Source organism: Thermococcus sp. M36 (assembly GCF_012027355.1).
In the GTDB taxonomy this organism is placed as follows: domain Archaea; phylum Methanobacteriota_B; class Thermococci; order Thermococcales; family Thermococcaceae; genus Thermococcus.
On record NZ_SNUH01000002.1, the window covers coordinates 240,335 to 253,295 of the forward strand.

Below are 12,961 nucleotides of genomic sequence, written 5' to 3' on the forward strand. Positions count from 1 at the left end.
ATCACCTCCTAACTATTTTCAGCTTGGCATCGGGTTCAATGGCCTGGGCGACCTTCAGCAGCAGTTCTCTGTCGGCATCTGGAATCTTCCCCATTGGGATCAGCACGAAGTCGCTCAGGGACAGGTCTATCTCATTTCCCTTTGCCCCGAGGCTCTCCTTGATTATCTCGACGGTTTTCTCATTTAGCGTTCCTATTTCCTCTAACACGGCCATGTCGCCGGCGAAGTGCGCCATCGCCTTCGAGACGTAAGGTGGATTAACGTACACCAGCTTTAACAAGTGCCAGGTGCCTCTTTTCGTAGGCATCCTTCAACCTCCAGTACTCGTTTTCGAGGAACCTTATCGCGAACTTCACACGGGAGTCCTTCTCCCTCAGGAAGTAGCCGATGACCAGCTCGTGGAGCCTCTCCCTCGGGTTCTCGCTCTCCTGGGCCTTCTCCACGAGGGCCATGAAGTCCTCGAGAACCTTCTCCCTGTCGAAGTACCCCACGACACGCCTCAGGGATTCTCTGAGCGTCAGGTAAATCCTCTCCTCAATCGGTCTCTCTGGAAGAACGAACTCAATCTCGTCTGCATAGTAGTACTCGCCCTTCATCTTCTTCTCCTTCAGGCCGAGAAGCTGGGCCAGTCCATAGAGTATCTCCTCCGGACTCGGTGGGCATCCTGGGATGTACATGTCGGGCTTTTTCCCGTACTCCGCCAAAAGAACCTCTATTCCGCCCGTCCTGAGCCTGTCGCTTCCCCTCTCCGGGTTCGGGTTATAGATTGGGTAACCGTTGTAGAATATACCCCCGCTGGACGCGCAGGTGCCTATGGCCACAACTATCCTCGGCTTCGGCGGCATCGCCTCGTAGGCGGCTTTGACAGCGTAGTAAGTCTGCCTCGTGAGTGGGCCTGAAACGAGGAGGGCATCGGCATGTCTTGGACTCGGCACGAGCTTTATTCCGAGCCTCTCGGCGTCGTAGTAGGGCGTGAGCACGTCGAGTATCTCTATGTCGCAGCCGTTGCAGCTTCCACTGTCAACGTGGAAGACCCAAACGGACTTCAACCCGCTCATCTCCTCTCACCCATCACCTTTGAGCCTCTCGGATAGAGGGAAAGGAGAAGGCTATCCGCATAGGGCCCTTGAACCGCCAAGGTCTTGGCGCTCTCCTCCATCCTGCACTCCCTGCAGAGAAAAGCCCTCTCGGCTATGCCGTGCTGGTCAATGACTTCCTTCGGCAGAATCTGGAACATCTTCTGTATCTGCCTCTCGGTGAACTCCTCGTACCGTCCACAGCGCGGGCATTTGTAGAGCTTGTGGTCGACGACCTCGATGAGGTCCTCCTTGTTCGGCGTCGCTATCTCGAACCTCGTTGTGCCCTGCATTGCACCGGTGGGACAAACCTCGACGCAGCGGTGGCACCTTATGCAGCGCGCGGCGTTGAAGACGATTCTCTTCCTCCCGTTCTCGAAGTCCCACTCTATCGTGAGCGCGTCCGGTGGACAGGCCCTAACACAGGCGCCACAGCCAATGCAGAGGTTGGGGTCTATGTGAGGTATGCCCCTGTACTCCGGCGGCTTTTCGATATCAACAAAAGGATAAGGAGTCGTGACGGGGGCCTTCTTAACGTCCTCCTCGGGCCGCTTCCAGAACTTGAGCCTGTCGGTGAATGAAATCGCCTGAGCCATCAGGCCACCTCCTTGCCCTTCTGTATTGAGAGCATGTTGAACTGCTGCTCGTTCAGGGTCTGGGCCTTTCCGGTCTCAACGTCCACTATCTGGACCCTCTCCGTACAGGAGTAGCACGGATCTATGCTCGCTATGATGAGCGGAGCATCGGCGACGCTGTAGCCCTTGAGCATCTCTGGAACGGCGGGCAGGTTGTTGTAAGTCGGCGCCCTGACCTTCCAGCGATAGACCTTGTTCTTCCTGTCAGTCATGACGTAGTGGACGACCTCACCCCTTGGAGCTTCACTGTAGCCAAGGGCCTCTTCATACTCCGGAAGTTCCCCTATCGGCACGAAGACGTCTCCTCCGGGCATTTGGTCGATGGCCTGCTCAATTATCCATATGCTCTCGAACACCTCGTCCATCCTGATGAGGAACCTTGCCAAGACGTCGCCCTCCTTGTAAACCGGCACCTTGAAGTCCAGATCCTTGTAGGCCGCGAAGGGCTGGTCTCTCCTAACGTCAATGTTCCTTCCGCTGGCCCTTCCGTTCGGACCAAGGACTGAGTAGGCCTTGGCCACCTTGTACGGCAGAATTCCAACCCCCTCGGCCCTCTTGACGAAGGTTGCCGTACCGGTGGCTATCTCGATGAACTCCTCGACCTGCCTCCTGAGCTCCTTGATCTTCTCCATTATCATCTCCTTGCGGTAGTCGAGGAAGTCCCTCCTAACTCCTCCGACGATGTTGATTCCGTAGGTCTTCCTGTTTCCTGTGAGCCTCTCTGCGAGCCACATGACAGGCTCCCTGATGCGCCAGGCGTGCATGAATCCCGTGTCAAAGCCCGTCAGGTGAGCCGCAACACCAGCCCAGAGCATGTGGGAGTGAATCCTTTCTATCTCCAGCATTATCGTCCTTATGTACATGGCCCTCTCGGGGATTTCAACGCCGGCTATGTTTTCAACCGCCTGGGCGTAGCTCGTCGAGTGCTGGAAGCCACAGATTCCACATATCCTCTCGGCTATGAAGAGCACCTGATTGTAGGTCAGTCTCCCCTCGCCTATCTTCTCGATTCCCCTGTGGGAGTAGAAGCCGCGGTAGTCAACGTCAACCACCGTTTCCCCCTTGACGAATATCCTGAAGTGGGCCGGCTCGTCGAGCGCCAGGTGGTACGGACCAATCGGAACCGTCATCGTGTCGGGCGGCCCGGGCTTGTAGTAGCACTTTGGCGTATCCATCGGCGAGGCCTTGTAGTCATGGTCCTTCCTGAGCGGGTAAACACCCTCCGGCCAGTCCTCCGGCAGGACGAGCCTCCTCAGGTCGGGGTGGCCTTTGGGGTTGAAGCCAAGCAGGTCGTAGACTTCCCTCTCCGCCCAGAGGGCTGCTGGAAGCTCCGCAGCTATGGAGGGGAACTCCGGGTTGTCCTCGTCGAGGTAGGCCTTCAGAATAACCCAGTAGTTCCTCTTCCCGTTTCCAGGCTCAACGGCAACGTTTATCACCGGAGCGTAGGCGAACTTTCCGGCGATGCTCCTCTCATCGGTTCCGATTCCCATTGAAAAGTGGGGTTCCCCCAGATCCGGATGGTTGTGCCAGTGGAGGACCATCTCCGGAAGTGCCTCCCTATCAACGACGAACAGGTACTGGTTCCTCGTCAGCTTCTTGCACTCGAAGATTGCCCTCCTAAACTTCTCCACGAATTCCTTTAGATGACCATCCTCAAGGACGTCCTCAACTTCAGCTGATCTGCATCCACCTGCACACACGCTGCACTCCATAATTCACCACCCCACCAGCGCTATTATCAGGACAGCAAGGGACATCAGGAAGACCTTCTTGTTAAGGGAAACCGCCTGGTCGATCCTCAGGCGGGCGTTTGCGGCCTCAACGGCCACGGCAAGCGAATAAAGCAGAAACGTAACGACCAGCTGGGCGACGAGCAGTGCCACTGGACCCGTTATACCGAGAGACCTCATGGCGGGAATCACAATCATAGACGCCAGCAACCAGAGCAGGACAACCCTCTTGACGAGCAGGGCGTACTTGAAGACTCCGAGGAGCCTTCCGCTGTACTCGGTGAGCGGGCCCCCGATTACTTCGGTTTCCGCCTCAGCTATGTCAAATGGAACGAAGCCGCCCTCAACGTAGACCGCATAAGCCAGCAGGATGTAAGCGAGGGCAACGGAAAGCGAGAGGCCAGCGCTGAATGGCATCTCAGCGACGTTGAGCGTTCCAAGCTTGAATGCCAGGACACCGAAGACGACGGCCAGCACTGGCTCAATCGAGAGTATCAGCATGACCTCCCTGTGTCCGCCTATGTGCGAGAACGCGTTCTGGACGGAGAAAGCAGCAAGTATCATCACTACGCTGACCATCGCCATGACGTAGAAGAACACTAGGAGGCTCTTTCCAAAAGCTAACACCGGCTCGCTTCCGAAGGGAAGCATTAGGCCGCCGGCAATGGCAGATGCCAGGGCTATGTACGGGGCCAGCCTAAAGATTGGGCTGTCAGTGGGGAGCACTGACGACAGCTTGAGAAGCTTTTCGAGGTCGTAGAACGTCTGCATTATAGGAGGTCCTCTCCTGTACTGAATCCTTGCTTTTATTCTTCTCCCTATTCCGTCAAGGAACGGTGGAAGGAGGAAGAGGACGATTGGAGCGGCGATAATGCTTACGTAGTCCATCACCATCACCTCACAACACGAGGAGTGCGAGTATTATCACAGTGGTCAGCATTGAAGCCAGGAAGAGCTCGTCCATGGACACCGAGATGCCCGCTGCCAGCACGGCGATGTTTTTGACTAGATCCATCATCGGCGCGAAGAATGCCTCGTCCAGGTACCTGACGGTGCGGTGGCGAAGCTCGTCAAGGGTGAAGGAGCGCTTCTTCTCCCTGCCGGTGTAGACGAGGCCCCCGGCGAGAACGAGGTAGACGGACATCAGAGCAGAGAGAAGGACCCTTCCGACCTTGCCAGCGGCGCTTCCAAGCTTGTAGATGCCCTCCATCTCGGTAAAGTACTGCCTGTAATAGTCCCTGGCCTTCGCTCCATACCTCTCCTCCGGCAGGAAGAGCGCTCCAGTGTTCCAAGGTTTGACATCGGCGGTCTTTGGCCTGAAAACGAAGTATGAAGCAACCGCAATGAACGAAACTGCAAGGAGCAGGGCTATTGGTGAGAAGTACTCAAAGTCAGTGGATATCGAGCCCATTGTAACGGTGACGTCGCCGCCATTCAATGAAATCGTTAATATCGGGTAAGCGATAGCCGGAAGTACTCCAACGGCAAGTGAAGTTAAGGCAATGATTCCCTCACCGAGGAGCATGCCCGACGGGACTTCCCTGGCGTTCTCAGTCCTCTCGTTCGGTTCACCTCCAAAGGCAGAAGTGTAGAACTTAAGCGAGTACGCAAGAGTCACCGCACTCATAAACACCGCCATTACGGAGCCAAAGACAAAGAGGCCGATTCCAGAGTAGTAGCCGGCCTGGTAAATCATCCACTTCGAGAGGAAGCCGCTGAAGAGGGGCACTCCAGCGAGGGAAAGCGCACCTATGACGGTGAAGAGCGACGAGTACGGCATTGCCCTACTCAAGCCACCAAGCTCGTTGAGGTCAGCCGTTCCGGCGGAGTACTCGAAGTTGCCCGAGATGAGGAAGAGCAGCCCCTTGAAGAGGGTGTGGTTGAAGGAGTGGAAGACTCCGGCGAGGAAGGCCAGATAGGCCAGGCTCTCTATGCCCCTCGTTAGGAAGACCATACCCATGCCCACCGCGAACCAGATGTAGCCCATTTGTCCAACGCTTGAGTACGCCAGGAGTCTCTTCGCGTGGGTCTCTCTGAGGGCATAGAGGGTTCCGAAGGTCATGGTGAGTATGCCGACGATGACGAGAATGTAGCCAACGCTCTCACTGCATGGCAGGGCGTTGCAGAGGAGTCTTATCAGACCGTAAACCGCCATCTTCTCCATGACGCCGGCCATCAGCGAGGCTATATTGCTGGGAGCGGCTTCGTAGGCATCAGGTACCCAGAACTGGAAGGGCACGCTTCCAGATTTCGCAAGGAAAGTTACGAGGAACATAGCGTAGAGCAGCTTGAGCTGGGCCGGAGAAATGGACGATGCAACCTCCTTAAGCGTGGCGTAATCAACGCTGAAGCTTCCAGTGGCGGAGTAAATTATGCCGAGGGCCACGAAGAGGGGCACCGTGTTGGCGAGCTGCATGGTAAGGAGGTATTTAATTCCAGCGTCCTGCTGCCTCCAGCTCACGAAGACGAAGGAAGTTAGAGTCATCAGCTCCCAGAAGAAGACGAACCAGAGCAGGTTTGACGTCAGAGCCACGAATACAATCGACAGCACGAACGTGCTGTAGAGGAGGGTGTACGCCAGTGGTCTTCCGATATCTCTGTGGACTTCCATATAAGAGATGGAGTACACTGAAACCACGAGGCTGAGCAGGGCGATGATGAACAGGAACGGGAGGGAGAGGCTGTCTATGATTAGGGGAATGCCCAAAAAGCTCTCCTGAACGGGAAGCCCCCTGGATAGGGCATCAGCAGCTATGCTCAGGAGGGATAAGGATGCCATGGCTGAGAGGACGCTCGAAATCTTAATGCTCCGCTTAAAGTCCCCAACCAGGCCGGAAATCGCTGAGAGTGAGTAGAGCGCGATCGGAATTTCCATCATCCCGCATCACCCCATGAACCCTATCTGAGTCACGAGCTTCACGCTCAGGAACGGCGCAACGATGGACAGGACTATTAGGACTACGAGGACAAAGCGCATCAGAGGAGAAACTTCTGCACTCTCCTGGAGGGGCTCGCTGAACACCATCCTCTTAATCCACCCGAGCGATACCGCAAGGAAAACCGTGGCATCGGCCAGCACTAGGAAGAGCGGAATCCAGCCAACCCAGCTAGTTATTGAAGACGCGTTCATGAAGAGATACGCTTTACTGAAGAACAGGCCGAGCGGAGGAACTCCAGCCAGACCGAGAAGGGCTAAGAACCAGCTTGCACCAACGACCGGAACGAGCTTTCCGAGGCCCTTAATCTTCTCCATGTCGAGCGTTCCAAAGGCGTAGCTGAAGGTTCCCGCGGTGAGGAAGGCGAGCCCCTTGACGAAAGCGTGGTTGGCCAGCTGGAACATGGCCGCCTGGAGGCCGTAAGCCGAGCCGAGCACGGCATAGAGCACGCCGACGTACATCACTCCGGCCTCTGCTATGGTGGAGTAAGCAAGGAGTCTCTTGGCGTCCTTCTGGAGCGGGTAGTAGAGAATTGCTATGAGCAGGGTCAGCGAGACGAAGACGAGCATAATGTAGAAAGCTGTCTCTGGAATCGGCTGCATGAACTGGGTAACCCTGGCGAGCAGATAGACACCCATCTCAACCATCGCTGCACCGTGGAGGAAGGCACTCGCTGGGGTAGGAGCGGCCATCGCGTCCGGAAGCCATGAATAGAGCGGGAACTGGGCGCTCTTGGTAAAGGCCGCAACCATTACGCCAAGGAACACGAGAAGCTTGAGCTCATCATTCAGGTTCTGGAGCGCATAGATGCTCAAATCATGGAGCTTGAGGATGCCAATGCCAACGGTGGTATAGAGGCCCACCATGGCACCGAAGTTCGGCACGAGCAGGGCCTTGTACGCAGCCCTCTCGGCTTTCGGACTCTTATAATACCCAACGACACCCCAGCAGGCGAGTCCCATTATCTCGAAGAATATGAGCAGCTGAAGCGTCGTGGAGGAGTATATGAACGCCAGCGTAGCCCCAACGAAGATGACCATCCAGGCGTAGAACCTGCCCTTATCAGAGTAGACAGGGTGCTGCTTGTTCCTCTCGCTCATGTAGTCCACCGCGTAGAGAAGGAACAGCACGCCAGCCAAGCTCACGACAAAACCGACCAAAACGCTCATTGGGTCGATTATAATGCCGTAGACTTCACCGAGGGTGGACGTTTCGAGGTAAACGATGTGATGGGAGCCACCGACTTTCAGGTATTCGATGACTCCGACTAGATTGGCCAGGAAGGAGGAGACAACGGCGATGAGCATGAATACATCAGCCTTTCTTCCGTCCAATTTAAACAGGAACGGACCGAGGAGCAGGGGGATCAAAAAAGATATGATGAAGGGAGAGGCGTTCATCCCGGCACCTCCTTTCATCTGATGATGTAGGCCTCGAGGACGTTGGTCCTGTCGCCGATGTCCTTAAGCTCGGCGACTATCTTTCCTTCTCTGGCCCAGAGGACATCGTTTATGTCGCCGTACTTGAGGGCCTCAGTTGGACACGCTGAGACACAAGCTGGAAGCTTTCCTTCGGCTCTCCTGTGGGCACAGAGGTCGCACTTGTCCATTATCTTGTTGTACTCGTCTATCTTCGGAATGCCGAATGGACAGGCAAGGCCGCACATGAGACAGCCGATACACTTGAGGGGGTCGAGAACGACTGCGCCATCATCGTCCTTGGAGAGTGCGTTGACCGGACAGACCTCCATACACGGGGCCTTTTCACAGTGGCGGCAGTTGAAGGCGACGCTGGTCAGGTCGGGGAACTCAAAAACCCTAATCCTCGCTTCCCCGTGCTCCATTTCACAGGCGACTTCACAGGCCTTACAGGCGATGCAGCGCTTAAAATCGATAAATATCTTCTTGCTCATTTAAATCACCCCTCAACCTTGGAGATTCTACATGCGGCCGTCTTCAGCTCGGGCATCTTGGCGTATTCGTCGAGGACGTCCTTGGTCAGGTAGTTGAAGTCCCAGTGCCACGGTGCGGCAACGACGCCCTCCCTGATGTGCGGTGTGACCTTAGCCTTGAAGACGAGCGCCCCGCGCCTGGTCTCGACCCTCACGAGGTCGCCGTCCTTTATGCCGAGCCTCTTCGCGTCGTTCTCGTTGATCTCAATGTACTCCTCCGGCCACCTCTTGCTCAGGCTCTTGCTCCTGTGACTCATGGTTCCGGTGTGGAAGTGGCCAACGAGCCTGTAGTTGGTGAGCCAGAAGGGATACTCCTCATCGGGAACCTCTCCGGGCTCCTTGTACTCAACTGGTATGAGCTGGGCCTTCCCGCTGGGCGTGAGGAACCCGTCAACGAAGAGCCTCGGGGTCTCTGTCTCCTCGTCGGGACATGGTATCATACAGCCGGAGAGCTTGTTCTTGAGCCTCTCGGGGGTCGCACCCGTGAGGAAGGGTATGGTTCTGTTGATCTCCCTCAGGATGTCGTCAACGTCTGAGTAATTGAAGTACTCCCCGAGACCCAGCTCCCTCGCGAGCAGAACCAGGATTTCCCAGTCAGGCTTTGCCTCTCCGGGAGCATCGGCGGCTTTAAAGCTCCTCTGCACCCTTCTCTCGAAGCTTATGGCGGTTCCGTCTTTCTCAAACCATGCAGCCGCTGGAAGTACTATGTCGGCGTATTTCGCGGTCTCAGTAAGGAAGATATCCTGGACGACGAGGAACTCGATGTTCTTAAAGGCCTCCTCAGCCTTCTTGAGGTTCGGAAGGGCCTTGGCAGGATTGGTTCCCATGACGTAGAGGGCCTTGAGCTTGCCCTCAAGGATTGCGTCAATCATTTCAACGTAAGTGATTCCAGGCTTCTCTGGGATCTTGAAGCCCCATGCCTCCTCGATTCTCCTCTTGTGCTCCTCTGCGTGGAGCGGGAATCTTCCTGGCAGTTCGTGTGGTCCAACACCCATGAGGCCAGCGCCCATACCGTTGTGGGCACCGGGTATAGCTCCAGACATAACGCCCTCCTTTCCAAAGTAGCCGCAGAGAACCATCATCTCAGTGATAGCCATAACAGTCCTCGTTCCGTTGGCGTGCTGGTTCACGCCCTCGTTCGTCAGCAGGGCGGCGGTTCCGGCCGTTGCAAAGGTGATTGCGGCCTTCCTTATGAGTTCAACGGGAACACCGCTGACCTTTTCAGCCCACTCCGGGGTGTACTTTTCGACGGTCTTGGCGAGCTCCTCAAGGCCTTCCGTGCGCTCCGCCACGAAGTCCTTATCATAGAGCTCCTCGGTGATTATGACGTTGAGCATGGCCAGGGCAACAGCAAGGTCGGTTCCAGGATAGGGCTGTATGTGTATGTCCGCGTACTTCGCGGTCTTTGTCTTCCTCGGATCAACGACGATTAGCTTGGCACCGTTGTCGAGGATTGCTTTCTCAATGTACTGGCCGAAGAAGACCGGGTTGGTCGCAGCCGGATTGTATCCCCAGAGGACGATGACCTTGGCCTTAAGAATGTCCTCGAAGGGGTTCGTCAGGCCGGGGTGTCCAAGAACCATTCCTTTACCTGCAACGGCGGTCGACTGACACATCCTACATACATACTCGATGTTGTTGGTTCCCAAAGCCCTTGCCAGCTTCTGGAGAACGTAGTTCTCCTCTATGGAGCACCTTTCACTTCCGAGAAAAGCGAGAGCCTCCGGGCCATACTTCTCCTTGATTTCCTTGAGCTTCTGGGCAATTTCCTTAATAGCTTCCTCCCAGCTTATCTCCACGAACTTGCCCTCGCCCCTCTCGCCGACTCTCTTGAGAGGCTTCTTAAGCCTGTCTGGGTGCCTGAGGTACTGGAAGGCAGCGACGCCTTTCGGACAGAGCTTGCCGTGGTTTCTGGTCTCGTGGTCGTAGTCAAACTCAATCTTCTTTGGATACCCGTTGACGTTCACTATGTAGAACCTACAGCCGACGGAACACCACGGGCAGACCACTGGTACGAGCTTCTCTGCCATACCCACCACCAGCCTGATGACTGACTAGTCAGTTTATTCGAACGGTTTCAGCATGAATCGTTTAAATAATTTTCCCTAACTTTGTGTCCCACACAGGATCCAGTTTTTAATGCAATTTTATGGCCATTCGGTCAATTAGTAACAAAATGTACACATTTTTCCGAATTGGGGAAATCATAGTGTTCAGACGGCCGTGATAATGCTAAAATTCGTAATATCACACGAATATCCATGTACAATCCGAACCTTTTATATCGAAGGACAACAGTGAGCATGATGCAGTAAATTAAACCTCTAAACAAAAGCCGAAGGTGTAAATACAATAGTATACACAGCCCCCAATTTTCCACACCTTAGCAAAAAATTTCGAAAAAATTGGGAAACACAGAATATCAGACATACAAACAAATTAGTTTTTCAAGCTTCTCTCTATCAGGTGTATAATTTCCGAAACATAATCGACATCCGGCTCACAGGAGTAACCCGCGAAGATGAGCCTGGAGAGCAGGGCCCCGTAAAAAGCCTTGAACACAACCATCGCCGTCTGTTCGTCAACCCCTGCAAGCTCCGCTATTTTCTTTGCACCCTTTGATATGGCCTCGGTGCAGAATGTCCTGTGTATCTCCTCAACCTCCCTGATCTTGTTCTTGACCGCGAGGGTATAGAAAAAGAGCGATCTAAGTACCGGGTCGCAGTAGTATCGTATGTACGCGTTGGCGATGCTCTCAAGGAACTCCCGCAGGCTCCCGTGTTCCTTCTCAAGCTCCTCCCTTATGGCAGAGTATGGGAGGGACTCAAGGGCCACGATTTTTATGAGCTCCTCTTTGCTCCGGAAGTAGTTGTAGAACGTACCCTTTGCAACACCTGCTTTCTCAACTATCTCGTCCACGGTTGTCTCATCGTACCCTTTTTCAGCAAAGAGCTTTTCTGAGGCCTTTAAAATCCTCTCTCTGGTGTCCATAGTCCGCACTCCCCGCACACTACTGGATGCGGTTTATACGGCATAATTAAAAAGGTTGCGGAACCACAAAACAGAAAGAACATCCTCTCCTCCACCGATGGCCAATTCAGGGGGGCTCCCGTTGTCCCCGGTTCATTGCATCCCGCTAAAAACCAGCACTACACCCACGGTTACCATTTTTGTCCAGTTAATCCCTTAAACCGAAAGGCACGAAGGAACTCGATGTCATGCAACATTTAAAAAGACCCGGGTAAAGGTAGGGGTAGGTGACACAAAATGTGCTTGGCGGTTCCCGCAAAAGTACTTGAAATAAAGGGAAACGTCGCGATAGTCGATTTCGGCGGCGTTAAGAGAGAAGCGCGCCTTGACCTGCTCCCCGACGTTAAAGTGGGGGACTACGTCATAGTCCACACGGGATTCGCGATAGAAAAGCTGGACGAGGAGAGGGCGAGGGAGATACTTGAAGCATGGGACGAAGTCTTCAGAATAACCAGGGGTGAGGGACTCCCGGGAGGGAACTGAGATGCTGGAGAAGTTCAAGGACAGGGAGCTCGCCCAGAAGATAGTCAGGCAGATACACGAGGAGGCAAAGGGCCTCGACGAGCTGCGGTTCATGCACGTCTGCGGAACCCACGAGGATACGGTAACGCGCTCCGGGATCCGCTCCCTCTTGCCGGACAACATCAAGATAGTAAGCGGCCCGGGCTGTCCCGTCTGCATAACCCCCGTCGAGGACATAGTAAAGATGCAGGAGATAATGAGACAGGCCTACGCCGAGGGGGACAGGATAATCCTTACCACCTTCGGGGACATGTATAAGATCCCGACCCCAAGGGGTAGCTTCGCCGACTTAAAGAGCGAGGGCTACGATGTTAGGGTTGTCTATTCGATCTTTGACACCTACAAGATAGCCAAAGAGAACCCCGACAGGACGGTCGTGCACTTCTCACCGGGCTTCGAGACGACCACAGCCCCGGCCGCGGGAATGCTTAACGCCGTTGCCGAGGAAGGGCTGGAAAACTTCAAGATATACTCGGTCCACCGCTTAACTCCCCCAGCTGTCGAGGTGCTCGTAAAGCAGGGGACAAGGTTCCACGGCCTCATCGACCCTGGCCACGTTTCCACAATAATCGGCGTGAGGGGCTGGGAGTACATAACGACCGACTACGGCATACCCCAGGTCATAGCCGGCTTCGAGCCGGTTGACATGCTACTGGCCATACTCCTCCTGGTCAGAATGGCCAAGAACGGGGAAGCCAGGATAATCAACGAGTACACGCGAGTCGTTAAATACGAGGGTAACGTTACCGCCCAGATGCTCATAGACAAGTTCTTTGAGGTTAAAGACGCCAGGTGGCGCGCACTCGGCGTCATGCCCAGGAGCGGCCTTGAGCTGAGGAAGGAGTGGAAAGATCTGGAGATAAGAACCTACTACGACCCTGAGGTCCCCAAGCTCCCGGATCTCGAAAAGGGATGCCTCTGCGGTGCAATCCTCCGCGGCCTTGCACTGCCCCCGCAGTGTCCGCACTTCGGCAAGACGTGCACGCCGAGGAGTCCGATAGGCCCGTGTATGGTCTCCTACGAGGGGACATGCTCGATATTCTACAAGTATGGGGCGTTATTCTAACACCAAAGGTTCAAA

12 protein-coding genes are annotated in these 12,961 nt (G+C 54.9%); 2 read left to right on the forward strand and 10 right to left on the reverse strand.

All coding sequences use genetic code 11. The features are described 5' to 3' along the window. Position 1: 1 nt before the first annotated feature. The 10 genes from E3E36_RS09180 to E3E36_RS09225 form a co-directional block, all read right to left on the reverse strand. Entirely contained in the window at positions 2-268 is a 267-nt protein-coding gene (locus E3E36_RS09180; protein ID WP_167895116.1) for a hypothetical protein, read from the reverse strand. After that, positions 258-1,058 (reverse strand): NADH-quinone oxidoreductase subunit B family protein, encoded by an 801-nt coding sequence (locus E3E36_RS09185; RefSeq protein ID WP_012571232.1) that lies wholly within the window; start codon positions 1,056-1,058, stop codon positions 258-260. Before E3E36_RS09185 ends, E3E36_RS09180 begins: the two co-directional genes overlap by 11 nt. Next, positions 1,055-1,672 (reverse strand): NADH-quinone oxidoreductase subunit I, encoded by a 618-nt coding sequence (locus tag E3E36_RS09190; protein WP_167895117.1) that lies wholly within the window; start codon positions 1,670-1,672, stop codon positions 1,055-1,057. The genes E3E36_RS09185 and E3E36_RS09190 overlap by 4 nt, the downstream gene beginning before the upstream one ends. Beyond that, positions 1,672-3,423, reverse strand: a complete 1,752-nt coding sequence (locus E3E36_RS09195; RefSeq protein WP_167895118.1) for an NADH-quinone oxidoreductase subunit C — start codon at positions 3,421-3,423, stop codon at positions 1,672-1,674. Before E3E36_RS09195 ends, E3E36_RS09190 begins: the two co-directional genes overlap by 1 nt. A gap of 3 nt (positions 3,424-3,426) precedes the next feature. Continuing rightward, positions 3,427-4,335, reverse strand: a complete 909-nt coding sequence (locus E3E36_RS09200; protein WP_240911834.1) for a respiratory chain complex I subunit 1 family protein — start codon at positions 4,333-4,335, stop codon at positions 3,427-3,429. A 4-nt stretch (positions 4,336-4,339) separates the two neighbouring features. Further along, a complete protein-coding gene (locus E3E36_RS09205) occupies positions 4,340-6,319 on the reverse strand; it encodes a complex I subunit 5 family protein (protein ID WP_167895119.1) in 1,980 nt (659 codons plus the stop codon). A gap of 6 nt (positions 6,320-6,325) precedes the next feature. Further along, entirely contained in the window at positions 6,326-7,777 is a 1,452-nt protein-coding gene (locus E3E36_RS09210; RefSeq protein WP_167895120.1) for a hydrogenase 4 subunit D, read from the reverse strand. A gap of 14 nt (positions 7,778-7,791) precedes the next feature. Continuing rightward, entirely contained in the window at positions 7,792-8,289 is a 498-nt protein-coding gene (locus E3E36_RS09215; RefSeq protein WP_167730515.1) for a 4Fe-4S dicluster domain-containing protein, read from the reverse strand. A gap of 5 nt (positions 8,290-8,294) precedes the next feature. Beyond that, positions 8,295-10,358: a formate dehydrogenase subunit alpha gene (fdhF, locus tag E3E36_RS09220; protein ID WP_167895121.1), complete on the reverse strand. Its 2,064-nt coding sequence runs from the start codon at positions 10,356-10,358 to the stop codon at positions 8,295-8,297. 409 nt (positions 10,359-10,767) lie between these two features. Then, positions 10,768-11,319 carry a TetR/AcrR family transcriptional regulator gene (locus E3E36_RS09225; RefSeq protein WP_167895122.1) on the reverse strand — a complete coding sequence of 184 codons (552 nt, stop codon included), beginning with the start codon at positions 11,317-11,319 and terminating at the stop codon, positions 10,768-10,770. A 276-nt stretch (positions 11,320-11,595) separates the two neighbouring features. Here E3E36_RS09225 and E3E36_RS09230 point away from each other — a divergent pair, with 276 nt between their 5' ends. Beyond that, positions 11,596-11,841 carry a HypC/HybG/HupF family hydrogenase formation chaperone gene (locus tag E3E36_RS09230; protein WP_167895123.1) on the forward strand — a complete coding sequence of 82 codons (246 nt, stop codon included), beginning with the start codon at positions 11,596-11,598 and terminating at the stop codon, positions 11,839-11,841. A 1-nt stretch (position 11,842) separates the two neighbouring features. Then, positions 11,843-12,946, forward strand: coding sequence for a hydrogenase formation protein HypD (gene hypD, locus E3E36_RS09235; RefSeq protein ID WP_167895124.1), 1,104 nt, complete (start codon positions 11,843-11,845; stop codon positions 12,944-12,946). Positions 12,947-12,961: the final 15 nt, after the last annotated feature.